The sequence below is a fragment of the Enterobacter cloacae complex sp. genome (genome assembly GCF_900322725.1).
Lineage (GTDB): Bacteria > Pseudomonadota > Gammaproteobacteria > Enterobacterales > Enterobacteriaceae > Enterobacter > Enterobacter quasihormaechei.
This window is the reverse complement of record NZ_LT991957.1, coordinates 1806990-1822894: the sequence shown is the minus strand read 5'-3', so window position 1 is coordinate 1822894 and position 15905 is coordinate 1806990. Positions and strand designations below refer to the sequence as shown.

Annotated in this window: 13 protein-coding genes; 4 read left to right on the top strand and 9 right to left on the bottom strand. The window is 52.9% G+C overall.

The genetic code is table 11. The annotated features are described in order from the left end of the window. Window position 1: 1 nt before the first annotated feature. From DBR02_RS09240 to DBR02_RS09220, 5 genes are all read right to left on the bottom strand, one after another. Entirely contained in the window at window positions 2-1738 is a 1737-nt protein-coding gene (locus DBR02_RS09240; RefSeq protein WP_047719981.1) for a hypothetical protein, read from the bottom strand. Window positions 1739-1742: 4 nt separating this feature from the next. Further along, entirely contained in the window at window positions 1743-3116 is a 1374-nt protein-coding gene (locus DBR02_RS09235; RefSeq protein ID WP_197711248.1) for a site-specific integrase, read from the bottom strand. 1111 nt (window positions 3117-4227) lie between these two features. Then, window positions 4228-4422, bottom strand: a complete 195-nt coding sequence (locus tag DBR02_RS09230; protein WP_072058704.1) for an MbcA/ParS/Xre antitoxin family protein — start codon at window positions 4420-4422, stop codon at window positions 4228-4230. Window positions 4423-4845: 423 nt separating this feature from the next. Next, on the bottom strand, window positions 4846-6201 hold the full coding sequence (gene gorA / locus DBR02_RS09225; RefSeq protein WP_107534152.1) for a glutathione-disulfide reductase: 1356 nt from the start codon (window positions 6199-6201) through the stop codon (window positions 4846-4848). Between the two features lie 71 nt (window positions 6202-6272). Next, window positions 6273-7115 (bottom strand): 23S rRNA (adenine(2030)-N(6))-methyltransferase RlmJ, encoded by an 843-nt coding sequence (locus tag DBR02_RS09220; RefSeq protein ID WP_006808562.1) that lies wholly within the window; start codon window positions 7113-7115, stop codon window positions 6273-6275. Between the two features lie 206 nt (window positions 7116-7321). Between DBR02_RS09220 and prlC the strand changes: the two genes are divergently transcribed. After that, window positions 7322-9364 (top strand): oligopeptidase A, encoded by a 2043-nt coding sequence (prlC, locus tag DBR02_RS09215; RefSeq protein ID WP_063865349.1) that lies wholly within the window; start codon window positions 7322-7324, stop codon window positions 9362-9364. 7 nt (window positions 9365-9371) lie between these two features. After that, the gene (rsmJ, locus tag DBR02_RS09210; protein WP_107534151.1) at window positions 9372-10124 is read left to right on the top strand and encodes a 16S rRNA (guanine(1516)-N(2))-methyltransferase RsmJ; all 753 of its coding nucleotides are present in this window, start codon (window positions 9372-9374) and stop codon (window positions 10122-10124) included. Window positions 10125-10184: 60 nt separating this feature from the next. On the opposite strand, the gene uspA is transcribed toward rsmJ, so the two are convergent. Then, window positions 10185-10622, bottom strand: coding sequence for a universal stress protein UspA (uspA, locus tag DBR02_RS09205; RefSeq protein ID WP_003861223.1), 438 nt, complete (start codon window positions 10620-10622; stop codon window positions 10185-10187). 282 nt (window positions 10623-10904) lie between these two features. Here uspA and uspB point away from each other — a divergent pair, with 282 nt between their 5' ends. Beyond that, window positions 10905-11240: a universal stress protein UspB gene (uspB, locus tag DBR02_RS09200; protein WP_003861224.1), complete on the top strand. Its 336-nt coding sequence runs from the start codon at window positions 10905-10907 to the stop codon at window positions 11238-11240. 54 nt (window positions 11241-11294) lie between these two features. Here uspB and pitA read toward each other — a convergent pair whose 3' ends face one another. Then, window positions 11295-12794: an inorganic phosphate transporter PitA gene (gene pitA / locus DBR02_RS09195; RefSeq protein ID WP_063450006.1), complete on the bottom strand. Its 1500-nt coding sequence runs from the start codon at window positions 12792-12794 to the stop codon at window positions 11295-11297. Between the two features lie 228 nt (window positions 12795-13022). Here pitA and DBR02_RS09190 point away from each other — a divergent pair, with 228 nt between their 5' ends. Continuing rightward, on the top strand, window positions 13023-14219 hold the full coding sequence (locus DBR02_RS09190; protein ID WP_107534150.1) for an NAD(P)/FAD-dependent oxidoreductase: 1197 nt from the start codon (window positions 13023-13025) through the stop codon (window positions 14217-14219). Window positions 14220-14249: 30 nt separating this feature from the next. Here DBR02_RS09190 and DBR02_RS09185 read toward each other — a convergent pair whose 3' ends face one another. Both DBR02_RS09185 and DBR02_RS09180 read right to left on the bottom strand, forming a co-directional pair. Next, a complete protein-coding gene (locus DBR02_RS09185; RefSeq protein WP_107534149.1) occupies window positions 14250-15197 on the bottom strand; it encodes a hydroxyacid dehydrogenase in 948 nt (315 codons plus the stop codon). Continuing rightward, the gene (locus DBR02_RS09180) at window positions 15197-15889 is read right to left on the bottom strand and encodes an RraA family protein (RefSeq protein WP_107534147.1); all 693 of its coding nucleotides are present in this window, start codon (window positions 15887-15889) and stop codon (window positions 15197-15199) included. The genes DBR02_RS09185 and DBR02_RS09180 overlap by 1 nt, the downstream gene beginning before the upstream one ends. Window positions 15890-15905: the final 16 nt, after the last annotated feature.

Genomic DNA, 15905 nt, shown 5'->3' with positions numbered 1-15905 from the left:
CTTATGTCATATCTGTGCTTTGCACATCTGACCACAGGGGATGTCGTCCTTCATCAGCAAGTTTTCGACGGGCATGTTGTAGTGTTTTTTGATTCAGTAATTTCAGCCTGCTATCGATGTTTACGATGGTCTGGCCAAAGTTTTTTGTGTAATGGGCTTTATCCAGGTGAAGGTATTGTGATTCTTCCAGATATTCACGGAAGCTTAACACGCACCATAAATCCGTTACTGATTCGACCAGAACCTGATGTTTGCAACTCCAGCAGTTTAACAGGTCAGCACAAGCCAGCGTTTCTTCCGGGGGGATCAGCCCGTTTCTCCTGGCCCGGGAAGTGAACATCGTGGCCATTATACCAGCCGTGTCGTTACAATAACTTCCATGGGAGTTTCGTACGGGAGGCGATGCTCTTCTGACATAGGCCTCATATGCCAGAACGCTGACCTTTTGTGCTTCACGTACTTTCTGTTTTGCAGATTCAATACTCTGCCTGTCCCGGACAACCTGTTCCAGTGTCTGGCTGGTATCCCGGTTCATTTGATTGTTCTCGTAGGGGTTCCCATCAGAATATGCCTGACGGATAGTTTCGGGGGTATTATCAAGCAGTAGTGCAGCCTCGACCGGGCCCTTCAGCGCCAGTGTCAGATGACTGCCGGTGGCCCGAAAGCGCCTGGTGACCGGCCACAGCCTTTGCCCTAGGTCGTCTGTCATGGGGAAGTGTACAGAGAGCCAGCTACTTTTGAAGTCATTCAGCAGGCAGGAACTCATCATCTGGACGCTTTTTTTCCGATGACTATAGGTCGGTAAGAGCAGGCCATCCGGGCCGGGGTCTAACAACGTTGACGCAGTAATGAGCTGGTCAAAAAACTGTGTTGCGTATTTGGGTATTTCCAGCCGATTGTTGTCACCTATCTCAACAGAGATTGTTTTAAATGCCCGGCGCTTAAAGGCTGGCATCTGATGCCAGTTATCTGATGGTGTATGGCTGCTGAGTGTCGGTCTTTTTAATGTGTACAGGATGGAGCTGTTGCTCCATGTGTAATAACTGAGCAGGTATGCGGCTGCATAAAATAATTTTGATACACCGCTGCGTACAGGATACGTTTTCCCTTTCCAGCAAAAAGTCATTGTTGCTGTGATACCGCTGGCTTTGATATGTGAATCTGGGTCAAGAATAAACTGGGAGTAAAGTTGCCTGAACAGTCCTCTTAGTAAAGGGAGTAATTTTTTCAGGTCACCATCGCTATATCCTCGTGTGGGCTCTGATTGTGTATTTCCCGGGTTTTTAAACCCTGACGTAAACTTTGTACTCCGCCCCATCCAGTTGTATAAGGTTGTCAGGTCTGCCTTTATCCTGGAGGCTGTGCTGTCTTTGATTTCGCCCCTCCTTTGACGAAGTAAATGACATTTCAACTCTCTGATGAACGTGCTCTCAGACAGGGGGATAAGTGCTGGCACCTGACTGTCACAGAAAGTAAAATGCTTTCTTGCAGCATTAAAAATATTATACTTTGTTGCAGGTGTGACATCTTCATGGCCAGTAATTGCAATAAACAGTGACTGTACAATGTCATCCCGTGCCAGTAATTGCTCACCCCCCTGTTTTATCAGGTTGGTTTTGGGTATGCCCTTATAGCGAAAGCGGTTAAAATCTAACAGGGTATGAGCATTGGCGCCATTGCGTATTGGTATACAGAGGTGTTCAACCCAGGGCGTTGTGAGTTTTAATTTGCTGCTCATACTTTCACTCCAGTAGTGCTCTGTGCATAATTTCATCAAGCATAGAGATTTTTTCTTTCAGGGCTTCTTTAGTTTTTAGATAGCGTAAATACTTCCATGTTGTTGATTCATTTTTATGCCCCATCCATTGCATCAGCAGGCTGAGTGCATCGGCAGGCTCTATGCCCGCAGTAAGTAGACTGTACAGGCGATACGTTGCATAACTGCACCTCAGGTCATGAAACTTATGGTCAAATGCGATCCCTGAATTAATAATTTTTTTTCGCAATTCACCAAATCGGGCACCCGTGCTCTGTGGGGTACAGGGGGAGCCCTGCTGACTAATAAATAAGGGTTCATTTTGAATGGCAGAAACTAAAGATTCAGATCTGATTTTGTCTGAAAAGAGTGTTCCGGGTACGGTTTTTATTTCTTGCTGACCCATTTTTAACATCGCTTTAATACGCCTCTGTAATTTATCAAAGCGGGTCATTCTTCTTTCGCTAATGGCATAGTGCTGTAATTTATCTAAAAGAGTATTAGTTATTTCAATCGTTCTTGTTTTATTATATTTAGTGGGTACACCGTTACTAGGTCCAATAGTGATTTCGTAGTGGGTACGTGATTCGGTTCTTTGTACAGCCTGATTTAACGCAGTTAAGGTAAATCCTGTGGCTTCTTCAATTCTGAGCCCACATTGTGCTGCCAGCAGACAAATAAGCTGCATTTCAACTGAGGTCTGGCTAAGATGGATTGCAAATTCTGTAAGCATTGTTTGCGAAAGTGGTGATAATCTGCGAATATTCAGACTGTTAGAGTCTTTAGGGACCCTGATACGTAAATCCGTTGTCTGTACGAAAAATTTTGGCTTCATATGTGCCAGTATGTCGTTATTTCTGAATCTGACAAATTCTATGTCAAAGGGTTTGTTTGTTTCAGTTACCGGAAAGTAGTGCTCATACGCTGCCCAGAGATAGAACTGTACAAGATGACATATATAGGTATTAGCCGTGGAAAAAGCGATTTCTCCAGTTTTGACCTTTTTTAGCAGCCCATCATTACGGTAGCGATAGGCAGGTTTTAATGCTTTTACTGCAGGAAAGTTATCCCATGCAAGTTCTTCAGACTCCAAAAAGCACCAGTAAAATTTTAACGCTCTTGCATAAGAGCTAAGGTTTTCCAGTCTTTTTTCAGCTTTGAGATGTATAAGCCATTGATTTACAGGTTCTATATAATTACCATCATAACCATACAATGTGGGAAGTGGACCCACATTTCGTCCCCCCCTGAATTCAATCGATTCATCTGTAGTAATGATATCACCACCAATAAATACATCTGCTGAGTTGAGTAAATAAGCCAAGAATGCAGACCTCCCATGGTTGTAAACTTCTGCCATGCTCATTCTCCAAAGCCTGATGCTGTTTTCCCGGAAGATAACAAGAAAAGACCGGGTGTGTGGCTATGAAGAAGATCCTGTATAACTTGAAGAGCATGTCCGCGGACATTATATTTCAGTGACATAACTTAGTTATGTTTAGCTCATCTTCAGCGAAAAGCCAGTACCAGATTAATCATCTGGAAGAGGTGAACATCTGTTAAGTTTAGACAATATTTCCTGGAACGAGAAACTAGCTGGAAAAATGGAAGAGGAAGGTATGAATCAGCGTTTCATCTGGTTTGCGGAATACAGAGACAAAAAGTATAGGGAGGATATCGATGCTAACATATTTTCTCAATGAGATAATGTGTGATAGTAATTTAATGCTTATGTAAAATTGGGCTAACCCATTGAAAGAACCAAGAATCAATATAACTGGATAGATGTTTTGGATGAATTGTTCCTTCAGAAATAAGTGGGGTCTACATACTTTAGCAGGTTCAACAGTCTGATACAAAAGATAGTACAACCTCAGTGCCTGGCTGTTTAGCGCTGGTTTTATAAGGTTAATCAAAGGTTTTGAAGGAAGGATGATTGAGCAGTAACAGCCTTATGAAGGTTGTATACATTGATACTGCGTGCCCGGAGAGAAAATGAGAGGGTGAGGCATCGCTTTCACCCTCTCATCAGCCGCTGATATGCTGATGGAAATAAACCACTAGGGCGTACTACTGTATGCTAGATCCCTTTTAATTTAATCATCTTCTGATTTGTATACAACAACTTTGATTGAGATTTTATTTTTGACAGACGTAACTTATTTTGGCTGAAAAGTTGTATTCGCTATCCTCATGAAATTAAAATATGCGGAGTACTTTCTGCCCAGAAAAAGACGCTTCCGTGAAAAGCAGATAAACCCTGATGAGAAAAGATGGTGATCACTAACTGACTAGTAGTGATGTTAATTCACGTTTTTTGATTTTTAAGTTCGATACAACTACGTGATAATTTATAGTTTTTATGGGAAAGTGATGCGTTTTACTGAGGGGTGGCATTCTTCAGTAGGGTAAAAATTAATCTTCCTACAAATTAGTTCTTATATATTGAGATGCTTGGAAAGAATCCGGACTTATGAGTATACGCCATGCTCTAAATGCAAAATTAATGATACGACCATTAAACCTCCCTCTTCAGGGTCAATGGCTTCAGTGGGTGTTTTCCAGGCTAATGCTCTGTTAGAGGTATTGCACCATTTCAAAGCAGAATCTCTGTTCCCCTCAAAAAACGCTAACGCTTTTAGATGTAGAACACTTTTGGTCATCATCTGTGATCCTGAATGACTTTTTAGTACTTCAAAAAGGTTGCTTCGTAGAGTCATTGTTTCGGGTCGTTACAAACTGAACTGTGGCAACCTTGCTTGTCATGATTTCCGAACCTACCTGTCGGGGCACAGATAATGCCAGCAAAGATACTATTCCATACGCTATCCCAAAAAGTTACTTTTCTATAGCAACCTAAACCAGTGTGGTTGTGACCAGTCCCCGGTATTAAACACCATAGTCAGTTAGTAATATCAGTTTTCTTTCTTTTTCCCATTTTGCCAGTCTATTGCAAACTCCGCTGGCGTCAGAAAATTCAGTGAGGAATGAGGCCGACATGCTCTGCACTCTGACCTGATAGCATAAAAAAACTGGCTTTTTAGGCCAGTTTTACAGAGTTGCAAAGGTGTAGGTATAGTTTTTCTACACTAACGTGTCATGGTAACAAATTCTTCTGCCGCCGTCGGGTGGATCGCGACGGTGTTATCGAAGTCTTTCTTGGTTGCGCCCATCTTCAGCGCCACCGCGAAGCCTTGCAGGATCTCGTCCATGCCAAAGCCAATGCCGTGGATACCGACGATCTTCTCGTCCGGGCCCACGCAGACCAGCTTCATGCGGCACGGCTGACGGTGTGAGGTAACTGCGGTATACATTGCGGTAAACGCCGATTTGTACACTTTCACCTGGTCATCGCCGTACTGCTCGCGCGCCTGCGGCTCGGTTAAGCCGACGGTGCCGATGGGCGGGTGGCTGAAGACCACGGTCGGGATGTTGCTGTAATCCAGGTGCTCGTCCGGCTTGTTGTTAAACAGGCGCTCGGAGAGGCGACGGCCTGCGGCAACGGCAACCGGCGTCAGTTCGACGGCACCGGTGTTATCCCCGACGGCATAAATTCCCGGTACGCTGGTGTTCTGGAACTTATCAACGACGATATACCCTTTTTCATTGGTTTTCACGCCAGTTGCGGCCAGGTTGAAGTTGTCGGTTTCCGGTTCACGACCAATCGCCCAGATCAGGCAGTCAACGGTCTGGCTGCGGCCATCTTCCAGCTCCAGCGTCAGGCTGCCGTCTGCATTTTTAACGACCGCTTTTGGCACGGCGTTAGTGTGCAGCGTTGGGCCTTCGGCGTTCATCACCTCAACCAGCGTCTCGACGATCAGCGGGTCGAAGCTGCGCAGCGGCGCGTGTTTACGCACGAACAGGTGCGCCTCTGCGCCCAGGCCGTTAATCACGCCAGCCAGCTCAACCGCGATGTAACCTGCGCCCACAATGGCCACGCGCTCAGGCAGAGCTGGCAGCTCGAAGAACCCGTCGGAGTCGATACCGTATTCCGCGCCCGGAATGTTCGGGTGGCTCGGACGGCCGCCGGTGGCGATCAGGATGTGATCGGCAGTGATCGTCTCGCCGTTCACTTCGATCGTTTTCGCATCCACGAAACGGGCGAAGCCGCGGATCACGTCAACGTTATTCTTGCCCAGCACGTTGTCGTACGAGGTATGAATACGGTCGATGTAGGCGGTACGGCTGGCGATCAGCTTGTCCCAGTCGAAGTGGTTGATGGTGGTGTCAAAACCGTAGTCCGGGCCATACATATGAATAGCTTCACGGATTTGCGCGGCATGCCACATCACTTTCTTCGGTACACAACCGACGTTCACGCAGGTGCCGCCGAGCGCTTTGGCTTCAATCAGCGCACATTTCTGGCCGTACATGGCCGCACGGTTAATGGAGGCGATGCCGCCGCTGCCGCCGCCGATTGCGATGTAGTCATAATGCCTGGTCATAGTTTTTGTCCTTAATCGTGAATTGCCGCGATTGTATACCTGAAATCAATAGTTTCCACCGATGGCTGCAATTACTCCGGCACGATCCAGCTTACGGTGGCGTGTCCTGTTCCGGCAGGCACCAGCGTTTTGTGCAGCCACGGCAGCACGTTGTTCATCTGCGCTTCCAGCTTCCACGGCGGGTTAATCACAATCATGCCGGAAGCGGTCATGCCGCGCTGGTCGCTGTCGGGGCGCACCGCCAGCTCAATTTGCAGGATTTTACGAATGCCGGTCGCTTCCAGATCCTTAATCATGCGTTTAATCTGCGCGCGCAGCACCACCGGATACCACAGGGCATAGGTTCCGGTCGCAAAGCGTTTGTAACCTTCGTTGATGCCGGTCACCACCGCCTGATAGTCGGTTTTGATTTCGTACGGCGGGTCGATCAGCACCAGGCCGCGACGGGAAACCGGCGGCAGCTTGGCTTTCAGCTGCTGGTAACCGTCGGCTTTGTCCACGCGGGCGCGGTTATCTTTCTGAAACTCAGAGCGCAGCAGCGGGAAATCGCTCGGGTGCAGTTCGGTCAGCTGGAGGCTGTCCTGCTCGCGCAGCAGCTGGCGGGCAATCAGCGGAGAGCCCGGGTAGTAACGCAGCTGGCCGTTGCGGTTGAAGTGATTCACCACGCCGATGTACGGCTCCAGCTCGGCAGGCAGATCGTCCTGCTGCCAGATACGCGCAATCCCTTCCAGATATTCACCGGTACGCTCGGCATGCTCGCCGCTCAGCTGATAACGGCCCGCGCCCGCGTGGGTGTCCAGATAGAGAAACGGTTTATCCTTCTCTTTGAGCGATTCGATGATCAGGCTCTGAACGGTGTGTTTAAGGACGTCGGCATGGTTGCCAGCGTGGAAGCTGTGGCGATAACTGAGCATGGGTAATGATATTCCGCTGAATTGACGATTTGCCACAGTTTACAGCAGAACGGCAAAGATTACCCGCAGGCCCGGTAAGCGCAGCGCCATCGGGCTCTTTTCGACAACGTCCGGCATTGAAATCCTCTACACTTAACCCCATTACTGAACAATATGCACAGCGCCGGATGCGCGCTTCATTCATCTCTTTCAACAGGACAGCGTTTATGACCAATCCATTACTGACGCCTTTTTCGTTGCCACCGTTTTCTAAAATCCTCCCTGAGCATGTGGTTCCAGCCGTTACCCAGTCGCTGGACAACTGCCGCGCGGCGGTAGAAAGCGTGGTTGCGCAGGGCGCGCCGTACACCTGGGAGAATCTGTGTCAGCCGCTGGCCGAAGTGGACGACGTGCTGGGGCGTATCTTCTCCCCGGTGAGCCACCTGAACTCGGTGAAAAACAGCCCGGAACTGCGTGAAGCCTACGAACAAACCCTGCCGCTGCTCTCTGAGTACAGCACCTGGGTCGGCCAGCACGAAGGGCTGTACAAAGCCTACCGCGACCTGCGCGACGGCGACCATTATGCCGAACTGAACACGGCGCAGAAAAAATCGGTTGATAACGCCCTGCGTGACTTTGAGCTGTCCGGTATCGGTCTGCCAAAAGAGAAGCAGGTTCGCTACGGCGAAATCGCTGCGCGCCTGTCTGAGCTGGGCAACCAGTACAGCAACAACGTCCTCGACGCCACCATGGGCTGGACGAAGCTGATTACCGACGAAGCCGAGCTGGCGGGTATGCCGGAAAGCGCGCTGGCGGCAGCGAAAGCCCAGGCCGAAGCGAAAGAGCAGGAAGGCTTCCTGTTAACGCTGGATATCCCGAGCTATCTGCCGGTGATGACCTACTGCGACAACCAGGCCCTGCGTGAAGAGATGTACCGCGCCTACAGCACCCGCGCCTCCGATCAGGGGCCGAATGCGGGCAAATGGGATAACAGCCCGGTGATGGCGGAGATCCTCGCCCTGCGCCACGAGCTGGCACAGCTGCTGGGCTTCGACAGCTACGCGGATAAATCCCTCGCCACCAAAATGGCCGAGAACCCGCAGCAGGTGCTCGACTTCCTGACCGATCTGGCGAAACGCGCCCGTCCTCAGGGGGAGAAAGAGCTGGCCCAGCTGCGTGCCTTTGCGAAAGCCGAGTTTGGCGTGGACGAGCTTCAGCCGTGGGATATCGCGTACTACAGCGAAAAACAGAAGCAGCACCTCTACAGCATCAGCGACGAACAGCTGCGTCCGTACTTCCCGGAAAACAAAGCCGTCAACGGTCTGTTTGAAGTGGTGAAACGCATTTACGGCATTACCGCTAAAGAGCGTACCGATATCGACGTCTGGCATCCGGACGTGCGCTTCTTTGAGCTGTATGACGAGAAAAATGAGCTGCGCGGCAGCTTCTATCTGGATCTTTACGCGCGTGAAAACAAACGCGGCGGGGCGTGGATGGACGACTGCGTGGGCCAGATGCGTAAAGCGGATGGTTCCCTGCAAAAACCGGTCGCCTATCTGACCTGTAACTTCAACCGTCCGGTAAGCGGCAAGCCTGCGCTCTTTACCCACGATGAAGTGATCACCCTGTTCCACGAGTTCGGTCACGGCCTGCACCACATGCTGACCCGCATTGAAACCGCCGGCGTCGCCGGTATCAGCGGGGTGCCATGGGATGCGGTCGAGCTGCCAAGCCAGTTTATGGAAAACTGGTGCTGGGAGCCGGACGCGCTGGCGTTTATCTCCGGCCACTATGAGACCGGCGAACCGCTGCCTAAAGAGTTGCTGGATAAAATGCTGGCGGCGAAAAACTACCAGGCGGCGATGTTTATCCTGCGTCAGCTGGAGTTCGGCCTGTTCGATTTCCGCCTGCACGCCGAGTTCAGCCCGGAGCAGGGGGCGAAAATCCTCGAAACGCTGGCCGAGATTAAAAAGCAGGTCGCCGTTATTCCAGGCCCAACCTGGGGACGCTTCCCGCACGCGTTCAGCCATATCTTCGCGGGCGGCTACGCGGCGGGCTACTACAGCTACCTGTGGGCCGACGTGCTGGCGGCGGACGCCTTCTCTCGCTTCGAAGAAGAGGGTATTTTCAACCGCGAAACCGGTCAGTCGTTCCTCGATAACATCCTGACGCGCGGGGGTTCAGAAGAGCCTATGGAGCTGTTCAAACGCTTCCGTGGCCGGGAGCCTCAGCTGGATGCGATGCTGGAGCATTACGGAATCAAAGGCTGATTGCTACGTGAAGATCTGCTTAGTGGATGAAACGGGCGCCGGGAACGGCGCCTTATCTGTTCTGGCGGCCCGCTGGGGGCTGGAACATGATGAAGACAACCTGATGGCGCTGGTGATGACGCCGGAACATCTGGAGCTTCGCAAGCGCGACGAGCCGAAGCTCGGCGGGATTTTTGTCGATTTTGTCGGCGGCGCGATGGCGCACCGGCGTAAGTTCGGCGGCGGTCGCGGCGAAGCGGTGGCCAAAGCGGTCGGCATTAAGGGAAGCTATCTGCCTGACGTGGTGGATGCCACGGCGGGGCTGGGGCGCGATGCGTTTGTGCTGGCGTCGGTGGGCTGCCGGGTGCGGATGCTTGAGCGTAATCCGGTTGTCGCCGCGCTACTCGACGACGGGCTGACGCGAGGCTATGCGGACCCGGAAATCGGCCCGTGGTTGCAGGAACGTTTGCAGCTGATCCACGCGTCAAGCCTGACGGCGCTGACGGATATCACTCCGCGCCCGCAGGTGGTCTACCTCGACCCGATGTTCCCGCACAAGCAGAAAAGCGCGCTGGTGAAGAAAGAGATGCGGGTGTTTCAGTCGCTGGTGGGGCCGGATCTGGATGCAGATGGCCTGCTGGAGCCTGCTCGTCAGCTCGCGACGAAGCGGGTGGTGGTAAAGCGTCCGGACTACGCGCCGCCGCTGGCGGACGTTGCCACGACCAACGCGGTGACCACCAAAGGGCACCGGTTTGATATTTATGCGGGGACGCCGGAATAAAAAAAGCCGGGTGGCGGCTTCGCCTTACCCGGCCTACATTCAGTGCCGCTTTTTTTGCACTTACTCGTCTTCTTCGTCACGCAGTGGAACAATCAGCATATCCACGTGAACGGTATTAATCAGCTGGCGCGCTGAGGACATCAGCTTGCTCCAGAAGTCCTGGTGATGACCGCAGACCACCAGATCCATATCGTATTTCTTAATCGCATCAACCAGCACCTGACCCAGATCGCCGCTACCGCTCAGGGTTTCAGTGATCGGATAGCCCGCATTGGTAGAGAGCTCGCTCAGCGCGTGGTGAGTCTCTTCGGAGATGCGTTTCTGCATATCGCCGAGATTCACGTCGATCAGACCGGTGTAGAGGTCGGAGTAATTCACATCAACGTGAATCAGCGAAACTTTCGCGTTGTAGGGACGTGCCATGGATACTGCTTTGTCGACCAGCACTTTACTCTCCGGGGAGAGGTCTACCGCGATAAGAATGTGTTTGTAAGCCATAGTGTTACTCCTTCCTTAAGTTATCGATGACTAAATGGGAAAGCGTCGTCTGATGCTTTCATTACGGCCCAGTTAAACATATTTTTCAAGCTTTGGTGTTGATAACGATTAACCTTGTGGCAAAAAAATTAACGGATCTCCTACACTATTTAATGAGCCGTTCGGATATTAAAACGCGAACCGGATCGACTTTTAGTCATTCTTTCACTGAACTGTCTGTCAGGGCATTGGGGTGCGGTAGCTCAGGAGCCTTGCTTCATGGGCGGACGCCGGGGAGGATGTATGATTAGCACCGTCGCATTGTTTTGGGCGTTATGCGTAGTTTGCATAGTGAATATGGCGCGCTACTTCTCATCGTTACGTGCGCTGTTAGTGGTACTTCGTGGTTGCGATCCGCTGCTTTATCAGTACGTGGACGGTGGAGGGTTCTTCACCTCGCATGGACAGCCCAGCAAACAGATGCGTCTGGTGGGGTACATCTATTACCAGCGCTACCGCGATCACCACGATGAAGAGTTTATCCGTCGCTGCGAGCGCCTGCGTCGTCAGTTCATTTTGACCAGCGCCCTGTGTGGCCTGGTTGTGGTGAGTATGATTGCACTGATGATTTGGCACTGAGCATAAAAAAAGCGGGCCAGTTTCCTGACCCGCTTTTTTGTCGCCTTCAGCCGGTTAAATCAGCTTCAGCGAAATCCAGTACAGACCGCCGGACAGCAGGATGGACGCCGGGAGGGTGAACACCCAGGCCATCAGAATGTTGGTCACGGTTTTACGCTGTAAACCGCCGCCGTCAACAATCATGGTACCTGCCACGGACGAAGAGAGTACGTGGGTGGTTGATACTGGCATACCGGTGTAGCTCGCCAGACCGATAGACACCGCCGCCGTCATCTGCGCGGACATACCCTGCGCATAGGTCATGCCTTTCTTACCTATCTTCTCGCCGATGGTGGTCGCCACACGACGCCAGCCAATCATCGTACCGATACCCAGCGCCAGCGCGACCGCCATGATGATCCAGATTGGCGCGTACTCAATGGTGTTAAGCATATCGCCTTTCAGTTTCTTCAGCAGACGTTTGTCGTCGGCAGTCACCTCTGGCAGCTTCGCGACTTTATCGGTCACGTCGGAGATGCAGAGCATGATGCGACGCAGCTGACCACGCTGTTCAACAGCCAGTTTGTCGTAGCTTTCGATATCGGCCAGCATGCCTTTCGCACGTTCCAGCGCGTTAATCGCGTTTGCCGGGTGGCAATGGAACTCGCCCGGTGCTGTCAGTGCGCCAGAGTCAGGAGAAGGGATCAGCTGGTCTACGCCGGTCGCTTTCTTCAGCAGCTGAGGATGCTGCTGGAAGTACGTTTCAACGTTGTTTACCGCATCACGGGTACGGGTGATCTCGTAGCCAGAGGCGTTCATGTTAACCACGAAGCCCGCCGGTGCGACGCCAATCAGAACCAGCATCACCAGACCAATGCCTTTCTGACCATCGTTCGCGCCATGAGAGAAGGCCACGCCGATAGCGGAAACGATCAGCGCGATACGCGTCCAGAACGGCGGCTTTTTCTTGCCGTCTTTCTTTTCACGCTCTGCTGGCGTCAGGTGGATACGCGCACGTTTCTTCGTGTTGCTCCAGTAGCGACGCAGGATGAAGATCAAGCCACCCGCCACCACCAGACCGACGATAGGAGAGATGATCAGAGAGCCGAAAATGCCCAGTACTTTAGGCAGGTTCAGCGCATCAACAACCGAGGTACCGGTCATCAGGGCGTTAGTTAACCCAATACCGATAATCGCGCCGATAAGGGTGTGAGAGCTGGATGCCGGCAGGCCGAAATACCAGGTACCGAGGTTCCAGATAATGGCAGCAAGCAGCATTGAGAACACCATGGCCAGGCCATGACCGGAACTCACGTTAAGAAGCAGATCCGTTGGCAGCATATGCACAATGGCATACGCAACGCTCAGTCCGCCCAGGAGGACACCAAAAAAGTTAAATACCGCCGCCATAACGACCGCAAGCTGCGATCGCATTGCGCGAGTGTAGATAACCGTTGCAACTGCGTTTGCAGTGTCGTGGAAGCCGTTGATCGCTTCGTAAAACAGCACAAAAACCAGAGCAAGCAATAATAAAAGCCCGGTATGTAAATCCAGGCCGGCAAACAAATGTAGCATAGGACGTTACGCCATTTTGAGGACATGAACGCGGCGCATTATCCAGGACAAATGCGCAACGGGCAAAGTGAAATATAGACTTTTTTTGACATACCACCTGATTTGAGAAATGTGCCTGAAAGGATAATCTTTAAATATCAATGAAATGGCTTTGTAATATCTTTTTACGCTGGTGCGACCACTGAGGAAACTTTACAATCCGCGGCAGTTAACGAAGAGGATTTTGACGTGGAAAGGTTTGATGCCGTAGTAATTGGCGCCGGTGCGGCGGGTATGTTTTGTGCGGCAATGGCCGGACAAGCGGGTCGTCGCGTGCTGCTGCTGGATAACGGAAAAAAGCCTGGCCGCAAGATCCTGATGTCCGGCGGCGGGCGCTGCAATTTTACCAATCTCTATGTCGAACCGGCGGCCTATCTGAGCCAGAACCGTCATTTTTGTAAATCTGCGCTGGCGCGCTACACCCAGTGGGACTTTATCGAACTGGTGGGTAAATACGGTATCGCGTGGCATGAGAAGACGCTGGGACAGCTGTTCTGCGACGACTCCGCCCAGCAAATCGTTGATATGCTGGTGGCCGAGTGCGAGAAAGGCGGCGTGGTCATGCGCCTGCGGACGGAAGTGCTCGAGGTCGCCCGCGTCGAGCAGGGCTACACGCTGCAACTCAACGGTGAAACCGTCAGCGCCGATAATCTGGTGATCGCCAGCGGCGGCCTTTCAATGCCGGGTCTTGGCGCCTCACCGTTCGGCTACAAAATCGCCGAGCAGTTTGGCCTGAAGGTGCTGCCCACCCGCGCCGGGCTGGTACCGTTCACGCTGCATAAGCCGCTGCTGGAACAGCTTCAGACGCTCTCCGGCGTGTCTGTGCCGTCGGTTATTACGGCCGAAGACGGCACGGTATTTCGCGAAAACCTGCTCTTTACCCATCGCGGCCTCTCGGGGCCGGCGGTGTTGCAGATCTCCAGCTACTGGCAACCGGGAGAGTTTGTCTCCGTAAACCTGGTACCGGACTGCGATCTGGACGCGTTCCTGAACGAACAGCGCGCTGCGCACCCGAATCAAAGCCTGAAAAATACCCTGGCAATGCAGCTGCCGAAGCGTCTGGTGGAATGTTTGCAGGCGCTGGGGCAGATCCCGGACGTGTCGCTTAAGCAGCTGAACAGCCGCGAGCAGGAAACGCTGGTGGAAACGCTGACGAACTGGCGCGTACAGCCAAACGGCACCGAGGGCTACCGCACGGCGGAAGTGACGCTGGGCGGCGTGGATACAAACGAACTCTCATCCCGCACAATGGAAGCCCGCAACGTGCCGGGTCTCTACTTCATTGGCGAAGTGATGGACGTGACCGGCTGGCTCGGCGGGTATAACTTCCAGTGGGCGTGGGCCAGTGCCTGGGCATGCGCGCAGGCACTCGCTGAGGATAAGTGACAAGCGGGCGCTGTCATTTATCAATGCGCTTCACGGGCTGACGGTGGCATCGTCAGCCACGCACACAACGTCCAGAATATTGCTGGCGGCCACGGTTCCCATCCTGACGTATGACGCCTCGCTGACGCCGCCAATATGCGGCGAGATGATGACGTTATCGACGGTCTGCCACCTGTGCGGGGCGGTCAGAGGCTCGCTGGTAAAGCTGTCGAGTGCCGCGCTGTGCAAGGTTCCATCCTTTAGCGCCCTGAGCAAGGCGTCATCGTTAATCAACCCGCCGCGCGCCGTGTTCACCAGAATAGCGTTCGGCTTACAGTGGGCGAGCGTGTCTGCGTTAATCATTCCTCTGTTGTCGTCAGTGAGCGGGCAATGCAGGGAGATAACATCGGCACGGGAAAGCAGGTCGGCTAAGGTGTTTGCCCGATCACAGCCTGAAGGCATCGTTTTAGCGTAAGGATCGTACGCCACAACCTGCATGCCGAATGCCAGCCCCACGTTCGCCACCCGCGAGCCAATCGCCCCCAGGCCGATAAGCCCCAGCGTCATGCCTTCCAGCTCGATCGATTTGTGCGTGGCTTTATCCCAGTGCCCGTCGCGCAGGCGCTTATCAAGGACAACCACGGATTTGGCACAGGCAAGAATTAATGCCCAGGTATGTTCCGCAACCGCTGCCGCATTGGCACCGGGGGCGGAACGTACGGCGATATTACGCGCCGCTGCCGCTGGCTGGTCTATCACGTCAATGCCGCTTCCGTGTTTCGATATAACCTGTAATGCGGGGGCAGCATCCATAATCCGTGCGGTTATCCTGCCGTAACGCACCAGGATGGCCACAGGATTGTGCCGCTCGCACAGCGTAACCAGCTCATTTTCTGTGGGCTGACGTCCTGCATACACCACGTCAAAGTCTCGCAGCATGTTTACAGCCTGGTCTGCCAGGTCGCATCCGGTAACCAGTACAACGCGTTTGCCTGCCATTACAGCGTCTCCCCGTCAGATAACATGCCCGCCTTGCGCAGCGCGTCGTTAAGCCAGTGTGGACGCAAATCGCCCTCACGAATAGCGGCAAGACGTCGGGTCTCTGTTTCGAGTTTCCCTTTGGCCATGGCGATAACGGCCTGCACTTCATCACGCGGGATCGCCACCACGCCGTCGATATCCGCAACAATCAGATCCCCGGCCCGAACCGTCGCTCCAGCGATAGAGATGGGGTGATTAACCCGGCCAGGAATGGATTTTGTCGGGCCACAGGGGTTTAGACCGGCGGCGAAGACGGGGTAATGCCCTTTACTCAGGGTATCGGCATCACGTACCGCTCCGTCAATGATGATGCCCGCGATCCCACTTGCCTGGGCCTGAGTCGCCATAATCTCGCCGAGCAGCGCACAGGTCAGGTCGCCTTTGCCGTCAATAACCAGCACATCGCCAGGCTGGGCGACGGCCATTGCGGCATGGATGGCCAGATTATCTCCCGGGCGCACCTCCACGGTGACAGCCGGGCCCGCAACGGCCATCTGAGGTGCGAGCGGTTTGATACGACCGTGCAGCGTACCGCGGCGGCCGGCAACATCCGCGAGGATAGCGGCCTGATACTCAGCGGCCTGGTGAACCTCTTCGGTCGACACGCGTTCGAACTGTCGGTTAATGAATGGTTTTTCTGAAACGGACATGAATGCCTCCATATTG